The organism is Geobacillus vulcani PSS1, from assembly GCF_000733845.1.
GTDB classification, from domain to species: domain Bacteria; phylum Bacillota; class Bacilli; order Bacillales; family Anoxybacillaceae; genus Geobacillus; species Geobacillus vulcani.
This window is the reverse complement of record NZ_JPOI01000001.1, coordinates 99,255-118,594: the sequence shown is the minus strand read 5'-3', so window position 1 is coordinate 118,594 and position 19,340 is coordinate 99,255. Positions and strand designations below refer to the sequence as shown.

Below are 19,340 nucleotides of genomic sequence, written 5' to 3'. Positions count from 1 at the left end.
TCTCGGAGCGGGAGAACCGTCATCACCCGGCGTGAGTGTGAAGGAGAAGTCCGACGAAGAGGGGAGCTATGCATGGCGAAAACGGCTGCTTCCAACGCGCGTTGGAAACAGCCGTTCTTATCTGAAACCGGGAAGAATCTCCATTTCCGCGTGTACGCAGGTGGCGGGAGTGTGTCATTCGAAACTCATTTCTTTTCTTGCTTGTTCTGTTTCCCGTGGACTGCCGGATGGTCGGCTTTCACTTGCGGTGTGGCCGCCTTCTTCAGTTGGTGTGAATGGGAAACCGAGATGTGGGCCTCTGCCTGTTTCGAGACATGGGCCTCTTCGTGTTTGTTCACAGCGGTCGCCGCTTGGTGTTTTTGGCCGTTTGCTTTGGCGCTGGCAGCAGCATTCCGGTGAACATTTTCTTTTGTTTCCATATTGATCACTTGCATGGGGGACGATTTCGTTTCTGCTTTTATGCCGGTGTTCGTTTGTTCATTTTGCTGAATCGCTGTCTCGTCTTTCACCGGTGCGGATACAGTAGCTGGCTTTTCCGTTTCGGTTGATTCAGGAGCGGATGGCGCGCTTTCGTTTTTCGATTCTTCCGTTTCGTCCGTTGGCGTTGTCGTTTTGTTGTTCGTTTCCTCTACCTCACCGCTCCGTTGTGCTTGTTTCGCCAGCCGCTTTTCGATTTTATTTTCCAGTTTTTGTTTCGCTTTTTCAATGTTGCGGGCGAGCACCTCTTTGGCGTGCGGGTTTTTCACCCGTTCCAGTGCGGCTTGCAAAGCCGTGATGTTTTGCGAAAATTTTTCTTCCAGCTGTTGGCGCAATGCTTCGGCATCAGGTTTTGCAGTTTCCTCGCTTGGTTCATCCGCTTGTTTTGTTTTTTCATACACATTCCATGCTTGATCTTGTTGTTTCAGGGCATTGGCGAGCACTTCTTTTGCCTGCTCGACGTCTCCGCGTTCAAGCAGCGCCTTTGCTTCGGCTAGCCGCTCTTCAGCGAATTCAGCGAGCCGTTTCGCCTTTTCCGCATCGTCAAACGTGAGGGCAAGTTCGATTTTTTCCATCATGGTTTTGACAAAGTAGAAAAAGTCGCCTGGCAACAAAACCGGGACGTCGTGGTTGACACCGGCCTCTGCTTCGGTTGCCGTGCTGCCGTCTGTTTTCCCCTCGATTCCTGTGCTGGCGAACACCGCCGGGCCGTAAGGAGCGAGCGCAACAGCTGCGGCGAGTGCGCTTGTTGATAGTATGCGAGGGAGCGAAAATCGCTTGTTCATCATCATTGTTCCTCCTTTTGCTTGATCGAATGTGAGATGTTTCGCTATAGCGATTTCGCCGTTGGCGAGCCTTTTTTCGACTGTGGGAGCGAAAAATCGGGCGAAAGGAGTAGAAAAATAGTAAAGAAAGGGAAATGGTGAGATTCCCTTCACGGTTTGGCAGTTAGCCGCCTGTTTGGTATAATGGAAACAAGTTTGGTAACGACGATATCCAAGGCGACTCCTGCCAATCCGTTTGGTGGGAGTTTGTTTTTGCGATGAGCGCCTAGTGGGGCTTAACGTGATCAGGAAGCACCGGCCAATGCCATGCCGAGCAGAAACGAAAGGAGCAAACCGGTCATGACGGAGCGGGTGGATGACATTGTAGATGTTTGTTTATTGGCGGGAAAATTGATGCTTGAAAGCGGTGGGGAGACATACCGGGTGGAAGATACGATGGGGCGTATTGCCGCTTCGTTTGGTGTCTCCCGCTCTCACAGTTATGTGACCCCAACGGGCATCATGTTTTCCGTTGAGGGAACGAATGTAACACGGTTTATTCGCATTTCCGAGCGTTCGACCGATTTATCCAAGGTGGCGCTTGTCAACCACATTTCCCGCCGCATCAGCAGCGGCGAACTGTCGCTCGATGGAGCGCGCAAAGAACTGGAACGTGTTCAGCAACAGCCACTCGGTTATCCGCTTTGGCAGCAAACCGCTGCCGCAGCGGCGGCGAGCGCTTGTTTTGCCTCGCTGTTAGGCGGCATGAATCATTTTCTCCCTTCCCTTCTTTCCGGTGGAATGGCGTTTTGGTGTTTTGAAATGATGCATCGGCTCGTGAAAATCCGGTTCTTCGCTGAATTTTTTGCCGCTTTTGTCGCCGGTGGGATCGTGTTGTTGATGGAAAGGGCCGGATTTGTCGGAGACATAGGAAACATGATGATTGGCTCGGTGATGCCGCTCGTGCCGGGGCTGGCGATTACCAATGCGGTGCGCGATTTAATGGCCGGCCATTTGATCGCCGGTTTGTCGCGCGGTGCTGAAGCATTTTTAACCGCGTTTGCGATCGGCACCGGCATTGCCTTTATTTTATCGATTCGTTAGCAGGGAGTACTGATGATGATTGTGCAGCTGTTGCTTAGCTTTGTGGCGTCATCGCTGTTTGGCGTCATTTTCAATATTCCGAAACGATTGCTGCCTCACAGTGGATTTGTCGGCATGAGCGGCTGGGCGATGTATATGGCCGCCGCCCGGTCGGGGGTGGACGGTGTTGCTGCCACGTTTGTAGCGGCGTTTTTCGTCGCTTTTGTAAGCAACGGGTTCGCCCGCCGCTATCGAACGCCGGCGACTATTTTTGTCGTGTCCGGCATTATTCCCCTTGTGCCGGGCGGAACAGCGTTTGAGGCGATGCGCCATGTTGTCATGAACGATTACAATGCGGCCATTTCACTAGCGGCGAAAGCGTTCATGATTTCTGGGGCGATTGCGATGGGGCTCATTTTTTCTGAGGTCGTCAACCAACTGGCAAAACGTCGCCCTTAACTGCGTGTAGTTGTTTTTTCCAATCATTTGCCTATCGTTGTATTTGTTTGCTTGAATATTATAATGAATATAACCATGTTTTTTCTATTGATTTTAAACAGCGGGGGAGAGCGGGATGAAAGAAATTGTCCAGCAGATGAAAGCGGAGCTATGGGAGATTTTCGATCACCTTCATCGTCATCCAGAAATCAGTTGGGAGGAGTGGCAGACGACGGAATTTGTTCGTCAGGAGCTGGAGCGCGAAGGGTATCGGGTGCGGACGTTTGCCGATTGCCCGGGCGTGGTGGCAGAAATCGGCGCCGGCCCGTTTACGGTCGGGGTGCGCAGCGACATGGACGCTCTTTGGCAAGAAGTCGACGGCGTTTGGCAGCCGAACCATGCGTGCGGGCATGACGCTCACATGACGGTCGTGCTTGGGGTGGCGAAATTGCTTCGCCGCATCGGCTATGAGCCGCCCGGGACGCTCCGGTTTTTGTTTCAGCCGGCCGAAGAAAAAGGCACAGGGGCGTTGAAGATGATGGAAAAGGGAGCGGCCGATGGCTTAGCGTTTTTGTATGGCGTTCATTTACGTCCGGTTCAGGAAGTCAAAAGCGGATACGCGGCGCCGGCGATCCTTCACGGGGCGGCGCAATGCATCGAAGGTCGAATTCGCGGTGTAGCGGCGCATGCCGCGCGGCCACACTTAGGCGTCAACGTCATTGAGGTCGGCAGCGCCATTGTCCAAGAGCTCGGCAAAATTCATATCGACCCACAAGTGCCAGCGTCGATCAAGATGACAAAGTTTCACGCTGGTGAAAAAGATGCGAACACGATCCCGGACTACGCGGAATTTGCCCTTGATTTGCGGGCGCAAACGAACGAGGCGATGGAGCGGCTCATCGAGGGGCTGCGCCATGTGATCAACGGGGTCGCTGCGATTTACGGAGCTGATATTGAGCTTATTGAGCGGACGCGCATCGTCGCCGCTAATCCTGATCCAGATGCTGTGCGGCTGATGGAGGAGGCGATTATCACGACTTTGGGGACGGAAAAGTGCGTTCCGCCGGTCGTGACGTCGGGAGGGGAGGATTTCCATTTTTATTCCTTTAAAAAACCGGAGCTGAAAACGACGATGCTCGGATTGGGATGCGACTTGCATCCGGGGCTCCATCACCCGAACATGACATTCCGGCGCGAGGATTTGCTTTCCGGCGTGGAAATTTTGGCGCGGGTTGTGATGAATACGTTTGCGATGTTTGTGCCGCAGGGGGAGAACGAGCGTGCCTCTGTCGCTGCAAATCATTGAGACGATCGAACAGTTGAAAGAGATGGCCAGGCTTGAGGAGGAGATTTGGGGAACAGCACCGATTCCGCTCCATCAAACGCTGACGGCGGCGAAAAACGGCGGCTTGATCATCGGGGCGTATGCGGACGGGAAGCTCGTCGGCTTTGTCTACAGCTTTCCTGGGTTTCGGAACGGGGAAGTGTATCTTTGCTCCCATATGATGGGGATTGCCGAATCGTTTCGTGATCGTGGCCTCGGCTATCGTTTGAAAATGAAACAGGCGGAAGAAGCGCGACGGCGTGGTTATCGGGTCATCCGCTGGACGTACGATCCGCTGCAAAGCCGCAACGGCTACCTGAACCTAGCGAAGTTGGGGGCGGCAGCCGTCGGCTATGTGGAGAATTGCTACGGCGAAATGAATGACGTGTTGAACGGTCAACTGCCGTCCGACCGCTTCATTGTCGAATGGCGGCTTGATGAGCGTCCGACCGGGGAGCGGAGCTTGGCTACAGCCGATTTTCTCAAGGCCAGAAGTCTGGCGGTGCTCGATGCAGACCAAAAGGCTGACGGCCTGTTGCGGCCGGTGCTGAAGGACGTCGATGAAAAAGCGGCGCCGTTATTGTTGGCTGCGGTTCCGCTTGACTTTCCGCAGTTGAAAGAGCGGGATCTGGCGTTGGCGCTTGAGTGGCGGCTGACGACGCGCGCTCTGTTTCAGCGGCTGCTCACGGAAGGCTGGATTGCCGCCAGCGCTTGGCGCCGTTCCGGGGAGCCGGCGATGTATTACATATGGATGCGGAGAAACGAATGGCTGCCGCAGAAAGGGGAAGAGGAATGACGATCAGCATTGAGTACGTCATATTGCGCCATTTGCACATGGAGTTGAAGTCGCCGTTTACAACGAGCTTCGGCACGTTTCAAACGAAAGAGTTTCTTTTAGTGGAAGCGGTCGATCGCGACGGCGTTTCCGGCTGGGGCGAATCGGTCGCGTTTGCCGCCCCGTGGTACAGCGAGGAAACGGTGAAAACGAACTGGCATATGCTCGAGGACTTCCTTGTCCCGCTTGTGCTGGCGGAGCCGATCGATCATCCAGAGGAATTGTCCACGCGCTTTGCCGCCATCCGCCAAAACCATATGGCGAAAGCGGCGCTTGAAGGAGCGGTGTGGGATTTATATGCCAAGCGGCTCGGCGTCCCGCTTTATCAAGCTCTCGGGGGGACGAAAAAGGAGATTGAAGTCGGCGTCAGCATCGGCATTCAGCCGACGGTGGGCGACTTGCTGCGGGTCATTGAACGGTATGTGGCGCAAGGATATCGGCGAATCAAGGTGAAAATAAAGCCCGGATGGGATGTCGATGTCATTCGCGAGGTGCGGCGCGTGTTTCCGAACGTGCCGCTCATGGCCGATGCCAATTCGGCGTACACGCTTGCCGATGCGGATCGACTGAAAGCGCTTGATGAATTCGGATTGATGATGATCGAACAGCCGCTTGCCGCCGATGATCTCATCGATCATGCGCGATTGCAGCCGCTCCTTGAGACGCCGATTTGCCTTGATGAAAGCGTTCGTTCCTATGACGATGCGCGCAAGGCGCTGGACCTTGGCAGCTGCCGCATCATCAATATCAAAATTGGGCGTGTCGGCGGGCTTGGGGAGGCGAAGCGCATCCACGATCTTTGTGCTGAGCGCGGCGTGCCGGTTTGGTGCGGGGGAATGCTCGAAGCGGGCGTCGGGCGCGCCCACAATATTGCGATCACGACGTTGGAAAACTTTACCCTTCCTGGCGACACCGCCGCGTCGTCCCACTATTGGGAGCGGGATTTGATCATTCCGGAAGTCGAAGTGGATGACGGCTTGATTCGCGTGCCGACCGCTCCTGGCATCGGCTACGACGTCGACCGCCGCCAAGTCGAGCGGTATACGCAGTTTTCCAAGGTGCTGCATCAGGCGACGACATAAAGCGGATGGCATTCAATACGCCTTTCAAGGAGTTTACATAAAGGGGAAACGAAAAATGATCATAAGACCCATTGACGTTAGCGACGCGGAAACGGAGAATTTGTCAACGAATATTATATGTACAAACTGTTATAGCACTCATTTTCAGCTGGCCCAAAACGCGTTGGCGCTTTGGGCCAGCTCTTTGTTCGTGGCGTTACACCCGTCCGATTCCGGTGTTCGCTTTGACGACAATTTCGGTGTATTTCTTTTCGTCCGCTTTTTTCGACGAAACGAGCGTGCCGATGACGGCGCCGATAAAGCCAAGCGGGATCGAGATGATGCCCGGGTTGGCGAGCTTAAAGAGCGGTTCGCCGACGAAAATGGCGGCCCCTGGCTGCGGCGACCAGACGTTCGGGCTGAAGAAGACGAGCACCAAGGCGCTGATAAGCCCGACAAGCATCCCTGTAATCGCTCCAGTCGTGTTAAAACGGCGCCAGAAGATTGTGAATACAATCGTCGGCAAGTTGGCGCTTGCGGCGACGGCAAAGGCGAGCGACACAAGGAAGGCGACGTTCATTTTTTGCGCAAACAGCGCCAACAAAATCGAGAGTACGGAAACGCCGACCGACGCCCAGCGGGCGGCGAGCATTTGTTCTTTTTCCGTTGCTTGGCCGCGCCGCAAAATATGGCTGTAAAAATCGTGGGCAAACGCCGAGGCGGCTGACAGAACGAGCCCGGCGACAACGGCCAAAATGGTCGCAAACGCGACAGCCGAGACGAAGGCGAACAAGAAATCTCCGCCAAGGGCTTCGGCCAACAGCGGGGCGGCCATATTGCCGGCCGGGTTGGCGGCGACGATTTTGTCATAGCCGACGAACGCGGCGGCGCCAAACCCTAAAAAGATCGTCAACACGTAGAAAGTCCCGATGATCCATGTCGCATAAACGACCGATTTGCGCGCGGTCGGCGCGTCTTTGACCGTAAAGAAGCGGATCAAAATATGCGGCAGCCCGGCCGTCCCCAACACGAGCGCCAAGTTGAGCGAAAGGGTGTCAAGCGGATCCTTAAATTTATTGCCTGGATTTAAAAACGCCTCGCCAAGCGGTGTGGCGGTTTTGACTTCATGGAACATTTTGGCGATGCTGAAGTCGAATTTGGCAAAGACCATTAAGGAAATGATAAACGTACCGACCATCAACAAGACGGCTTTGACGATTTGCACCCAGCTCGTTGCCGTCATGCCGCCGAAGACGACGTACACCGTCATCAAAACGCCGACGATCAAGACAGAATAAACGTAGTCTAGGCCCAACAGAAGCTTGATCAGGCCGCCGGCGCCGACAAGCTGGGCGATCATATAGAAGGTCGAAATGGCGATCGTATTTAACGCCGCGACGCCGCGCACTTTCTTATCATCAAAACGGGCGGCGATCATATCGGCCATCGTGTACTTGCCGAGGTTGCGAAGCGGTTCGGCAACGATGTACAAGACGACGAGATAAGCGACAAGGAAGCCGATACTGTAAAAGAAGCCGTCAAATCCTGTCAGCGCGATCATGCCGGCGATGCCCAAGAAGGATGCAGCGGACATATAGTCGCCGGCGATGGCCAGCCCGTTTTGCCAGCCGGTAAGACTGCTGTCGGCCGTATAAAACTCGCTGGTGGTTTTGGTCCGTTTCGAAGCGTAATACGTAATGATCAACGTCAGGGCGACGATGACAAGAAAGAGGAAAAAGGCCAGCCCGTGCATTAGGCGTTTCCTCCTTCCTTTGCTTCTTGCTTCACTTGCTCGACGATGTCATCAAATTGTGCTGCGCGTTTCGAATAAAGAATGCATAAGGCCCATGTCATGACAAATTGCGCAAAGGCAAACAGCCAAGCCCAGCTGACCGGTCCGATCGCCGGCGCATTGAGCGCTTTCGAGTACGACGTTAATACCGGAAGGGCGAAGTAAAAGACGAAGAAGAAGATGGTTGCCGGGATGATAAACCGCTTCTTTGCCTGAATGAGTTCGCGAAACGAAGCGGATTGGGCGATGGCTTCATAGTTGATGCCCCCTTCACCGGCTAATGATTCCTTTTTTACTGCCATCGTGATCCCTCCTTGTTTGTGTTAAAGCGTTTGTGAACTACCCACCACTTATCGCCCTTATGGGTCGCTTGAAGTGGGGGCTTCTCGGGTAATCCCGTCTAGTGACAGGAAATGGACCGAGCGATCCCTCTCGTTCCGAGAGTTCATCCTACCTCTCCCACCTGCTCACTGGGCTGTCGCCCTTCACGCTCCTTGAGGGGGAGACTTCTTTCGGAAATTACGTTAAAAAGGGCAATGGAACGTTCTGCCGCAAGCGGTGGATGTGAATCCCCCTTTCTTGACACAAATTTGTCACATATTCATTATACATTTATCTGAAAAATTTGTAAATTAATCTTTTTTGTTATATTTAGAAAATATTTTGGCTTTGCCGCACAAAACGGAAAAAATTTTTTGCTGTTTTTCTTATTTTCGCACTTTACAAAAAAACGAGGATCATGTAGAATGACAACTGTATTCGACAATAAAATTCAACAATTTTCTACAAAAAACGACAAGGGGAGACATCTATGAATTTGTTTCGTAAAAAACCGATTCAGTTGCTCATGAAGGAATCGGGGGCAAAAGGAGCCTCGCTGCGAAAAGAGTTAGGGGCATTTGATTTGACGATGCTTGGCATCGGCGCCATTATCGGGACAGGCATTTTCGTCCTGACCGGGGTGGCGGCGGCGGAGCACGCTGGTCCGGCTCTCGTTCTTTCGTTCATTTTGTCTGGGTTGGCGTGTGTGTTTGCGGCGCTTTGTTACGCAGAATTTGCCTCAACCGTGCCAGTGTCCGGGAGCGCTTACACTTACAGCTATGCCACGTTTGGTGAGCTCATGGCTTGGATTTTGGGATGGGATTTGATTTTGGAATACGGAGTTGCTTCGTCGGCGGTCGCCGTCGGTTGGTCCGGCTATTTCCAAGGGCTGCTTTCCGGTTTTGGCATCGAGCTGCCGAAGGCGCTAACGAGTGCGTATGATCCGGCAAAAGGAACGTTCATCGATTTGCCGGCGATTTTAATCGTTCTGTTCATTACGTTTTTGTTGAATTTAGGCGCGAAAAAAATCGGCTCGTTTTAATGCGGTGATCGTTGCCATTAAAGTGGCGGTTGTGCTGCTCTTTTTGGCGGTCGGCATTTGGTATGTCAAGCCGGAAAACTGGACGCCGTTTATGCCGTATGGCTTCTCTGGCGTGGCGACCGGCGCGGCGACAGTCTTTTTCGCTTACATCGGCTTTGATGCGGTATCGACGGCGGCGGAAGAAGTGCGCAATCCGCAGCGCGATATGCCGATTGGCATCATCGTTTCGTTGCTTGTGTGCACCTTGTTGTATATTGCGGTTTCGCTCGTATTGACAGGTATCGTTCCGTACGAGCAGCTCAACGTGAAAAACCCGGTGGCGTTTGCATTAAACTATATCCACCAAGACTGGGTCGCGGGCTTTATTTCGCTCGGAGCGATCGCCGGCATTACGACCGTCCTCCTTGTGATGATGTATGGGCAGACGCGTCTCTTCTACGCCATTAGCCGCGACGGTTTACTGCCGAAAGTGTTTGCTCGCATCAGCCCGACGCGCCAAGTGCCGTATGTCAATACGTGGCTGACTGGAGCGGCTGTAGCGGTATTTGCCGGCATCATCCCGCTCAACAAATTGGCCGAACTGACGAACATCGGTACGCTCTTTGCCTTTATCACCGTCTCGATCGGCGTGTTGGTGTTGCGTAAAACGCAACCAGATTTAAAACGGGCATTCCGCGTTCCGTTTGTCCCGGTCATTCCGATTTTGGCTGTCTTATTCTGCGGCTACCTCGTTCTTCAGCTTCCGGCGATGACATGGATCGGTTTTGTCTCGTGGCTGCTGATCGGTCTAGTGATTTACTTTATCTACGGCCGCAAGCATAGTGAGCTGAATGAAATGGCACGGACTGAAGAAAAGGTTGGATGAACGGCCAAACAATGAAAAGGGGGCTGTCCTCATGGGGGAACAGCCCTTTTTCCATTTCGTCAAACTTTTCGGCAACACCGCGTTTCACCCCTTTTTCCTTATTGGATTTATTATAGATGCGGCGAAGTCCTTGACGAAAAAGTCGCTGATTCATTTCTCGAATGTCGAGGAACAAGCCTGTGGCTTGCCTCCGTCACGCCTTGGCGTGACGAAAGACCGAACAACTGCCTGCTAGACCCATCTATGGGCCTGGAAGCGGCGTTGTTCGGTCGCCCGACAGTCGATCAAATTCTTGGTAAAACTTCAAATGGCATCTATATAGCTGGGAAAAACACCTGATTTTTTGCTGATGGAAGGCGTGTGCTCGGTGCGGCGTCGGACCTTTTTGGGAACCTGTGTTCACTTGCATATTTTGAGAAAATTCCCTTTGAACGACGGCCATATTTGGTTTACGATGGGCGAATAGTATAAAGAACGAGCGTCAGTCCGGCTTGTATAAGCGGGGTGAAAAGGGTGTTTGGGACATTATTGAAAAGAAGAGAGAGAACGCTTGAACAGACGGTTGCGGAAATTCAGCGGGGAAATGAAGCGTTGCGCAATGAGCTCATCCGGCAATATAAGCCGTTTATCGTCAAAACCGTCTCCAATGTATGCAAAAGGTTCATCCACGAGGAAGATGATGAAGCGAGCATTGGGCTGATCGCTTTTAACGAAGCGATTGAAAAATATGCGTTGCACAAAGGAGGTTCCTTTCTGTCGTTTGCGGAGCTGCTCATTAAGCGGCGCCTCATCGATTACATTCGAAAAGAGGTGAGAACGCGAGAGGCCATATGGCATGTCGAAGATGGAGAAGACGGCGAGCAGGCGGCGCAAACGTACGTAGATGCGAAATTATCGGTTGAGGAGTTTTATAGGCAAATCGAACAGGAACAGCGTCGGGAAGAAATTCTCCATTACCAGCAAGTGCTGAAACAATTCGGCATTCATTTTCACGATTTAGTCGAACAATCGCCAAAACATAAAGACGCCCGCCTCAACGCCATTCGCGTCGCGGAGCTGCTTGTGGCGAACGAGGAATGGCTCGCCCTGTTGTTTCGAAAAAAGCAGCTGCCGATCAAACAACTGGAAACGATGGCCTCGGTCAGCCGCAAGACGATTGAGAGAAACAGAAAATACATTATTGCGGTCGCGGTCATTTTGGCGGGCGATTACATTTACTTAAAGGACTATATAAAAGGGGTGCTTTCATCGTGAAAAAGGGGATTGTGCTGGAGTTGGATGAAGAGTTCGTCACGGTATTGACGCCGGAAGGAGAATTTCTCCGATTGAAAAAAGAAAAAGAATGCGAGATTGGAGAAGAGGTCAAAGCGAATGCGGTTGGCCGTCCTTTTCCGTTTCGCCGCCGTTCGTTTCGATATGCGCTCATAAGTGTTCTGACGGCGGCCGCGGTGCTCCTGGCGACTTGGATTCAATGTCCTTCCAATACGGTGTACGCCTACATGTCGATCGACATCAATCCAAGCATAGAAGCGGGTGTCGACGCGAAACTGCGTGTGTTGACGCTGAAGGCTTACAACGAGGAAGGAAAGAAGATATTGGCGGCGCTTCCGTCATGGAAAAATGAACCATTCTCTTCGGTAACGAAACAAATCATTGCGTTAAGTGAACAAAAGGGGTATTTAAAGGCAGGCGGGGAAGTACTGATTACGACAGTAGAAAAAGAACATAATACCTCTTCCGCACGTAGGCTGTCCGCTGAGCTTGCAGAAATTCAGCGTGCCGTCGCAGATGATCGGATCGTCATTACCGCGGCGAACAGTACGATGGATATGCGCAAACGGGCTGTCGAGAGGGGCATGACGACCGGAAAGTTGTTGCAAATTGAGAAAAAGGTGAAACTGGCTTCGCCGGCATCTGTCCGCTCGGCGCATAGCAACGGCCGTAAAGGAGAAGATGGAAAAGATAAAGACAACGGCAGAAAAAAAGGAAACCAAACGCCGGCAGTCAAAGAACAACCGGCACAACAGCCGCCAAAGAAACAGAACTATAACGAGTCAAAACCGAAACCATTGAAAAACGAAAAACAGTTGCCGAGCAAGCAGAAACATTCTGACTCGATCCAAGGAAGCCTCTCTCCTGAAAAAGAGAGTGATGTGAAACCGAAAAGCCATGGGAACGCCCGTCCGTTGCGGCCAGGCGCTCATGATGAAGCGAAAAAGGCGGCGAATGGGCGTGGAGGCGACGAGAAGGACGAGCGCCGTCCAGCACACATCGATCACCAACAAAAACGGATGAATCCCAAAATGAAAAAAGCCGAGTGACCAAGCTCGGCTTTATTCCGTTTTTTGTCCTGCCAATTCGCTTTGCGCTTGAGCAATGAGCCGTTTCGTAATCTCTCCGCCGACGGAGCCGTTGGCGCGTGAAACGGTGTTGGCCCCAAGTTGTACGCCAAACTCTTGGGCGATTTCGTATTTTATTTGTTCCAACGCTTGTTCGATGCCTGGAACAAGCAGTTTGTTGCTGGAGCGAGCCATATGCCATTCCTCCTTGATCACTTTTTTGATGCGTCATGATTAGTATGGATAATTTCACAAAGAGATATGGATGGGAATTAAAGGAGGAGTTTTTCATTAAAAAAAGGATTGCAAACGTTTTCGGTTGTTGTTTATAATGAAAACGAGCAGATGATCGAAAACGTTTTGGAGGAATGGAAGTGACAACCATTAAAGATATTGCCAAGGCAGCGGGAGTTTCGATTACAACGGTGTCACGTGCGCTGAACGGCTATCCTGATGTGAATGAAAAAACGAGACAAAAAATCATGGATATCGCGAAGCAGTTGAACTACAGCCCCAATACATTGGCGCGCGGGCTTGTCATGAATAAATCGAAGACAATCGGGTTGCTTGTTTCTGGACTAACAAGAGAAAGTGCCAAGGATAATTTTACCTTTGAGGTGCTGGCCGGCGTCAATGAGTATGTCAGTGAAGTTGATTATGATATGGTGCTGTTCAGTACGACATCGACCAAGCAAAGAGAAAAAACGTATACACAGCTTTGCCGCGAGCGGCGCGTCGATGGGGCGATTTTGCAAGGGATCCGTACGGATGATCCGTATTTGCATGAGGTCGTGGAAAGCGATATTCCATGTGTCCTGATTGATATTCCCATCGAGTCCAAAACCGTTGGCTATGTGACAACGGACAATGTGCTGGGCGCAAAGAAAGCGGTGCGCCATTTAATTGAGCTTGGGCATAAACGGATCGCTATGATCAATGGATATGAATACGCATTTGTGAGTGAGCAGCGTGAGAAAGGATTCAAGGAAGCGTTGATTGAAGCAGGTCTGCCCGTACGCGAATATTGGATTGCCAATGGAGCGTTCCGCGAAGAAATCGCGGAGCAAGAGGCATTGAGGCTGCTTCAGCAATATCCAGAAATTACCGCTTTCTTTTGTGCAAGCGATTTAATGGCGCTAGGTGTCATCAAGGCCGTAAAACGGTTGGGGAAGCAAGTTCCTGATGATGTGGCCGTGATTGGCTATGATGACATTATTTTAGCATCCTATTCATCGCCTGCACTCTCCACCATCGCTCAAGACAAATTTGCCATGGGATATGAGGCTGCCAAGCTGTTGATTGATATGCTGGAAGGCAACGCTCAGTCTCATGTCAAGATTCTGGAAACAGAACTGAAAATACGGGGGTCAACGGTGAAAAAAGAGTGATGGAGGCTTTTTTCACCGCCCTGAGTCAGTTTCAGTTAGAATCCAAAACGTTTCGGATTTTTGTGTTGTCATGAAGACAGACTTTTTTGAATCATGAATGAAAACGTTTTGGAATTCGTTTGTGAAGCGTGATTGGCGCAGGAAAGACATCGTGCTGTTAAGCCGATGATGACAACCTAGAATCAGGGGGAAACAACATGGATTATCGAGTGATTAAGGAAAACGATGTGTTTTTATTGACGGATCAAGACGGGAATATTCCTGAACATCATCCGTACGGGCTAGGGCTGTATACAAAAGACACTCGTTTTTTGAGCAAATGGAGTTTGCGCATCAATGGGGAAGAACCGGTGCTGTTGGCGTCTGATGCGGCGCAAAATTATGTCGCTACCATTTTATTGACCAATCCTCATATTGAGCGGGACGGAGAGCTGATTTTGTGGCGCGAATCCGTTGAAATTGAACGCAAGCGATTCATTTATGCGGGTGTGCTCTATGAAACCATTAAGCTGAAAAACTATCATCCCAAGCCGGTGCAATTGGAAATCAGCGTGCACATGGATGTCGATTTTGCCGATATGTTCATCGTTCGCGGCTTTCAGACAGGAGAGGTGGGAAAGCGGACAGGCCAGACCATTGGGAAACGTTCGCTCACGTTCCATTATGAGGGAGCCGACGGAGTAGAACGGGCAACGAAGGTCAGCTGGGATCGAGAGGAGAAAGCCGTTAAGGAGCACGGGGAAATTGTTTTTGACTTTGCGCTCGACCGAGCGGAAGAGCAGACGGTTACGTTGGTGGTGGAGCCGATCATCGGCCAAACAGACAGAGTGGAGGTCATTCCACCGGAACAGGCGCTTCAACTATTGCAAGAATCATACCAACATTGGGAAGGGGAAACAGCGAACGTCATCACGGATGAACGACAGTTTGAGCGTTTAGTCCGCCGGGGCATCGGGGATTTGCGGGTGCTGCTTACGGATCTTGGCTGTGGACCATTTCCGGTGGCCGGACTTCCATGGTTTGGCGTTCCCTTCGGCCGGGACAGTTTGATTGCGGCCTTGCAGCTGCTCCCGTTCAACCATGAAATAGCTAAAGGTACGTTGTTGACAATGGCCCGCTATCAGGGAACGAAAGTAGACCCGTGGCGCGATGAACAACCTGGAAAAATCATGCATGAAATCCGATTCGGTGAGTTGGCCAATACGAATCAAATTCCGTTTACCCCTTATTACGGAACGATCGATGCGACGCCGCTCTTTTTAGTTCTGTTGGTGGAGTATGTCAAATGGACCGGCAACTTCGATCTCGTCCGGCAGCTTCGATCCAACATCGATGCGGCGCTCCATTGGATTGACCGGTATGGCGACCGCGACGGCGATTTATTTGTCGAGTATTTCCAGGAGTCGAGCAAGGGGATTGCTAATCAGGGATGGAAAGATTCAGGCGATTCGATTGTGCACGAAAACGGCGAGTATGCCCGCGCGCCGATCGCGCTTGTTGAAGTCCAAGGCTACGTTTATCACGCCAAAATGGGGCTTGCCGATATTTTTGAACAGCTTCAGGAAGCGGAAAAAGCGGAAGCGCTTCGAACGCAGGCGGAGGCTTTGAAAAAGCGCTTTGAAGAACAGTTTTGGATGGAAGACCGGAAATTTTACGCTCTCGCGTTAGATGAAAACAAAGCCCCTGTCAGGACGATTACATCGAACCCAGGTCATGTCCTGTTTTCGGGAATGCTCGAAGGAAAGCGGGCGGATGCTGTCATTGACACCCTTCTCTCAGAAAAAATGTTTTCGGGTTATGGCATCCGAACGATGGCCGAAGGAGAAGCGGGATATAACCCGATGAGCTATCATAATGGAAGCATTTGGCCGCATGACAACAGCCTTATTTTGCTTGGCTTAAGCAAACTGGGGCGGCGGTGCGAGGCAAAGACGGTCATTGAGGGGCTCATGGAAGCATCGATGCATTTTGAGTATGATCGCTTGCCAGAGTTGTTTTGCGGCTACAGTCGGTCAAATGGAAAACCGGTTCGCTATCCTGTCGCCTGTTCGCCCCAGGCGTGGGCGGCCGGCACGCCATTGGTGTTTGTCCAAGCGCTGTTAGGCTTGTTCCCCAATGCCATCGAGCAAAGCATTTATTTATCACCGACTTTGCTTGATTCCATGAATATGCTGAAAGTCGAGAATATCGCGATTGGCTCCGGGCGCTTATCACTGACGGTGATGCGTGAACATCAAGGCTGTCGTGTTCATATTGACGAAAACACGACAGGCTGGGACCTCATCATTCAACAATAACAAGGAAAGGTCTTCCTTTCCTTGTTATATAAAATACTTCATTGATAGAAAAAGGGAGGTTTTGATGGAGATGAAAAAATGGCTGGCAACAGTCGGCGCAGCATCAGTGCTGTTCGGCAGCCTTTTGGCTGGCTGCAGCGGAGGAGAGAAAGCTGAGCAAACGAATGGGGGAGGCAAAGCAGAAGAAAAAGTAGAAGTGACGTTGGCAGGTTGGGGCGGCAATCCAACGGAGCAAAAGTTGTTGAAACAAACGTTGGATGATTTTGAAAAAAAATATCCCAATATTAAGGTCAAGTATGAAGTCATTGCCGACCAGTATATGGATGTGATTAAGACCCGTTTAGCGGGCGGTCAAGGGCCGGATGTGTTTTACTTGGATGCATTTGAAGCGCCAGCCCTGATCGAAACGGGAGCCATTGAGCCGCTTGACAAATACGTGACGGATGAGTTTGATATTGATGATTTTGAAAAACCGATGCTGGATGCGTTTAAAGGGAAAGATGGAAAAATTTATGGGTTCCCGAAAGACTATTCGACGCTAGCACTGTTTTACAATAAAAAGATGTTCGAAGAAGCGGGTGTTGAAGTCCCGAAAACTTGGGACGAACTGCGGGAAGTGGCGAAGAAGCTGACAAAAGGGAAACAAGTATACGGATTTGGCGTTGCTCCAGAATTGGCTCGCTTATACTACATTGCTGAATCCAAAGGCGGCAAAGTTGTGACGGATAATAAAGCGAGCTTCGCCGATCCGAAAGTCGTCGAAGCGCTCCAGCCGATCGTCGATATGCATTTAAAGGATAAATCGGCAGCCCAACCGAATGAAGTAGGGGCGACATGGGGCGGTGAGATGTTCGGCCAAGGCAAGGCAGCCATGGTTATCGAAGGAAACTGGGCAATTCCGTTCCTGCAAGAGACGTTCCCGAACCTCGAATTTGGAACAGCTGAAATTCCGACCATCAACGGCAAAAAAACGACTATGGCTTATACGGTTGCCTATGTTATGAACAAAGATTCGAAAAAGAAAGAAGCCGCTTGGAAGCTGATCGAATATTTGACAGGAAAAGAAGGAATGAAAACATGGACGAGCAAGGGATACGCTTTGCCAACGCGCAAATCGGTCGCTGCGGCATTGGGATTTGACAAAGATCCGCTGCGTGCACCGCTTGTCGCTGGCGCATCGTATGCGACCGTATGGCAGAATGGAACGAACTTGCCGATTATTACGAACAACTTCAATAACCAATTTGTCAGCGCTTTCCTCGGTGAACGTCCGCTTGCTGAGGCGTTGAAAGAAGCGCAAAAAACGGCGAACAGCGAAATCGAAAGCAAATAAGGCGAATCAGCCCCTGGCAGACGGGGCATGCTCTGCCAGGGAGCTGTTCCTTTCTTTCTAACCGCAGCTATTTTTGGCTGCGTTAGAAAGAGAGGAATAGCGATTTTCGATTCTCGGCAAGGAGAGGGAATAAGATGAAAAGAATGGCAACGAAGCGAATGTGGCGTGAAGTGGGGACGAGCTACTTGTTTTTGTCTCCTACTTTATTTGTGCTGCTTCTTTTTATTATCGGCCCGATTTTGTTTGCGATTTTTCTAGCCTTTCATAAAGTGCAATTGTTGGGCACGACTTCGTTTGAGTTCGTCGGGTTGGACAATTTCCAGCGGATCGCCGATGATACTCGGGCCAAAATCGCATTATGGAACACGTTGAAATATGTCGTCATTGTCGTTCCCTGCCAGACCATTTTAGCGCTTGTATTAGCGGCGACATTAAATGCAGGGCTCAAGGGACAAAAGTTTTTCCGCATTGTGTACTTTTTGCCGACGTTGACGTCCTCGGCCGTGTTAACGCTCATTTTCATGTGGATGTACAACCAAAATGGACTCATCAATCACGTATTGAAAGCGGTTGGTTTGCCGACATATAACTGGATCGGCGATCCCGATGTAGCATTGAATGCCATTATGATCATGAACATTTGGGCGACAGCGCCGTATTTTATGGTCATTTATCTCGCCGCGCTGCAAGATGTCCCTGATTCCTTGTATGAAGCAGCGGAACTGGACGGAGCCAGCGCCTGGCAAAAGTTTTGGCATATTACCGTTCCCTATTTGCGGCCGGTGACCTCATTTGTCGTAGTCATGGGGCTGATTGGGACATTCCAGTTGTTTGACCAATCGTATATTTTCTCGGGCGGTTCTGGCGGACCGAACAACTCGACGTTGACGGTTGTGCTTTTGATTTACCAATATGCGTTTAAAACATTGGGGACAATGGGATATGCCGCTGCGCTCGCGTTTGCGTTAGCGATCTTGATTTTCATCGCGACATTGTTGCAACGGAAGTTGTCAAAAGAAGAGTCTCTTTACTAAGGGGATGAGCATGGATGAAAAAGAAAATGGGCATTGGAAAGCTGTTGCTGTATACGGTCTTGATCACATATGCCGTGATTACGATGATTCCGTTTTTATGGGCGCTGTCTTCGTCGTTTAAGACGCTTGAAGAAATTGTGAGCGGAACCATGTCCTTTATTCCGAAAAAGTTTACGCTTGATAATTATAAGCAGATTTTTGTCGAACAAGAGCTGTTTCCACGCTGGCTGCTAAACAGCGTTGTGGTTGCGGGAACTGTGACGGTGCTGAATTTATTGTTCAACTCTATGGCTGGCTATGCGTTGGCTCGGCTGCAATTTCCCGGCAGAAAACCGCTGTTTCTGATCATTTTGGCTGTCTTGATGATTCCAGCCCAAGTGACGATGATTCCAAACTATTTGATTTTGAAACAGCTCGGTTGGTTGAACTCGTATCAAGGAATGATCGTGCCGACGATGGTGAACGCTACGTTTATTTTCATGATGCGGCAATTTTTCATTAACTTTCCAAAAGAGTTGGAAGAGGCGGCAGAACTTGATGGACTCGGGCGGCTCGGGATCTTTTTCCGAATCGTATTGCCGCTTGCCCGTCCGGCGCTGGCGGCTCAGGCTATTTTCGTTTTTATGGGTTCGTGGAACGACTTTATGCGCCCGCTCATTATTTTGTCTGATCCGCAGCTGTTTACGCTGCCGCTTGGCCTCAACAGCTTCAAAGGGCAGTACATCAGCTATTGGAACTACATTATGGCGGCATCGATGGTGTTTACGCTGCCGGTGTTGGTCATTTACGCCTTTTTCAACCGCTACTTCATCAAAGGAATTTCGTTCACAGGCGGGAAATAATAGGTGTTTTGCACAATGGTTTACCGATCATGGCAAGAAGAAGGGGCTGTTCGCCAAACGGAAGGTTGTCCTCCTTTGGCGGCAGCTTTTTTTGATACGGCATAT

17 protein-coding genes and 1 pseudogene are annotated in these 19,340 nt (G+C 50.9%); 14 read left to right on the top strand and 4 right to left on the bottom strand.

All coding sequences use genetic code 11. The features are described 5' to 3' along the window. Positions 1–185: 185 nt before the first annotated feature. Positions 186–1,265 carry a DUF5667 domain-containing protein gene (locus N685_RS0100610; protein WP_237746855.1) on the bottom strand — a complete coding sequence of 360 codons (1,080 nt, stop codon included), beginning with the start codon at positions 1,263–1,265 and terminating at the stop codon, positions 186–188. Positions 1,266–1,601: 336 nt separating this feature from the next. On the opposite strand from N685_RS0100610, the gene N685_RS0100605 reads away from it, so the two are divergent. The 5 genes from N685_RS0100605 (at position 1,602) to menC (ending at position 6,003) form a co-directional block, all read left to right on the top strand. After that, positions 1,602–2,345 carry a threonine/serine exporter family protein gene (locus tag N685_RS0100605; protein ID WP_031404932.1) on the top strand — a complete coding sequence of 248 codons (744 nt, stop codon included), beginning with the start codon at positions 1,602–1,604 and terminating at the stop codon, positions 2,343–2,345. 12 nt (positions 2,346–2,357) lie between these two features. Beyond that, positions 2,358–2,783, top strand: a complete 426-nt coding sequence (locus N685_RS0100600; protein WP_031404930.1) for a threonine/serine exporter family protein — start codon at positions 2,358–2,360, stop codon at positions 2,781–2,783. Between the two features lie 115 nt (positions 2,784–2,898). Further along, positions 2,899–4,068: a M20 peptidase aminoacylase family protein gene (locus N685_RS0100595; RefSeq protein WP_031404927.1), complete on the top strand. Its 1,170-nt coding sequence runs from the start codon at positions 2,899–2,901 to the stop codon at positions 4,066–4,068. Further along, positions 4,043–4,882 carry a GNAT family N-acetyltransferase gene (locus N685_RS0100590; protein WP_031404924.1) on the top strand — a complete coding sequence of 280 codons (840 nt, stop codon included), beginning with the start codon at positions 4,043–4,045 and terminating at the stop codon, positions 4,880–4,882. Before N685_RS0100595 ends, N685_RS0100590 begins: the two co-directional genes overlap by 26 nt. Beyond that, positions 4,879–6,003 (top strand): o-succinylbenzoate synthase, encoded by a 1,125-nt coding sequence (gene menC, locus N685_RS0100585; RefSeq protein ID WP_031404923.1) that lies wholly within the window; start codon positions 4,879–4,881, stop codon positions 6,001–6,003. The genes N685_RS0100590 and menC overlap by 4 nt, the downstream gene beginning before the upstream one ends. A 196-nt stretch (positions 6,004–6,199) precedes the next feature. Here menC and N685_RS0100580 read toward each other — a convergent pair whose 3' ends face one another. Both N685_RS0100580 and N685_RS0100575 read right to left on the bottom strand, forming a co-directional pair. Further along, entirely contained in the window at positions 6,200–7,735 is a 1,536-nt protein-coding gene (locus tag N685_RS0100580; RefSeq protein WP_031404921.1) for a solute symporter family protein, read from the bottom strand. After that, positions 7,735–8,076 (bottom strand): DUF485 domain-containing protein, encoded by a 342-nt coding sequence (locus tag N685_RS0100575; protein WP_031404919.1) that lies wholly within the window; start codon positions 8,074–8,076, stop codon positions 7,735–7,737. The genes N685_RS0100580 and N685_RS0100575 overlap by 1 nt, the downstream gene beginning before the upstream one ends. A 509-nt stretch (positions 8,077–8,585) precedes the next feature. Between N685_RS0100575 and N685_RS18190 the strand changes: the two are divergent. The 4 genes and pseudogenes from N685_RS18190 (at position 8,586) to N685_RS0100555 (ending at position 12,323) form a co-directional block, all read left to right on the top strand. Beyond that, positions 8,586–10,002, top strand: a pseudogene (locus N685_RS18190) (amino acid permease). 31 nt (positions 10,003–10,033) lie between these two features. After that, on the top strand, positions 10,034–10,237 hold the full coding sequence (locus N685_RS0100565) for a hypothetical protein (protein ID WP_031404917.1): 204 nt from the start codon (positions 10,034–10,036) through the stop codon (positions 10,235–10,237). Between the two features lie 278 nt (positions 10,238–10,515). Further along, the gene (sigI, locus tag N685_RS0100560) at positions 10,516–11,256 is read left to right on the top strand and encodes an RNA polymerase sigma factor SigI (RefSeq protein ID WP_071880140.1); all 741 of its coding nucleotides are present in this window, start codon (positions 10,516–10,518) and stop codon (positions 11,254–11,256) included. Beyond that, on the top strand, positions 11,253–12,323 hold the full coding sequence (locus tag N685_RS0100555; protein WP_031404913.1) for an anti-sigma factor domain-containing protein: 1,071 nt from the start codon (positions 11,253–11,255) through the stop codon (positions 12,321–12,323). Before sigI ends, N685_RS0100555 begins: the two co-directional genes overlap by 4 nt. A gap of 12 nt (positions 12,324–12,335) precedes the next feature. Here N685_RS0100555 and N685_RS0100550 read toward each other — a convergent pair whose 3' ends face one another. Then, positions 12,336–12,536 carry an alpha/beta-type small acid-soluble spore protein gene (locus N685_RS0100550; protein WP_031404911.1) on the bottom strand — a complete coding sequence of 67 codons (201 nt, stop codon included), beginning with the start codon at positions 12,534–12,536 and terminating at the stop codon, positions 12,336–12,338. A 179-nt stretch (positions 12,537–12,715) separates the two neighbouring features. Between N685_RS0100550 and N685_RS0100545 the strand changes: the two genes are divergently transcribed. From N685_RS0100545 to N685_RS0100525, 5 genes are all read left to right on the top strand, one after another. Continuing rightward, positions 12,716–13,729: a LacI family DNA-binding transcriptional regulator gene (locus N685_RS0100545; RefSeq protein ID WP_031404910.1), complete on the top strand. Its 1,014-nt coding sequence runs from the start codon at positions 12,716–12,718 to the stop codon at positions 13,727–13,729. A gap of 197 nt (positions 13,730–13,926) precedes the next feature. Beyond that, positions 13,927–16,026 (top strand): amylo-alpha-1,6-glucosidase, encoded by a 2,100-nt coding sequence (locus tag N685_RS0100540; RefSeq protein ID WP_031404908.1) that lies wholly within the window; start codon positions 13,927–13,929, stop codon positions 16,024–16,026. 64 nt (positions 16,027–16,090) lie between these two features. Then, entirely contained in the window at positions 16,091–17,359 is a 1,269-nt protein-coding gene (locus N685_RS0100535; RefSeq protein ID WP_031404906.1) for an ABC transporter substrate-binding protein, read from the top strand. A gap of 134 nt (positions 17,360–17,493) precedes the next feature. Beyond that, on the top strand, positions 17,494–18,393 hold the full coding sequence (locus N685_RS0100530; RefSeq protein ID WP_031404904.1) for a carbohydrate ABC transporter permease: 900 nt from the start codon (positions 17,494–17,496) through the stop codon (positions 18,391–18,393). Positions 18,394–18,407: 14 nt separating this feature from the next. Continuing rightward, positions 18,408–19,235 carry a carbohydrate ABC transporter permease gene (locus N685_RS0100525; protein WP_031404902.1) on the top strand — a complete coding sequence of 276 codons (828 nt, stop codon included), beginning with the start codon at positions 18,408–18,410 and terminating at the stop codon, positions 19,233–19,235. Positions 19,236–19,340: the final 105 nt, after the last annotated feature.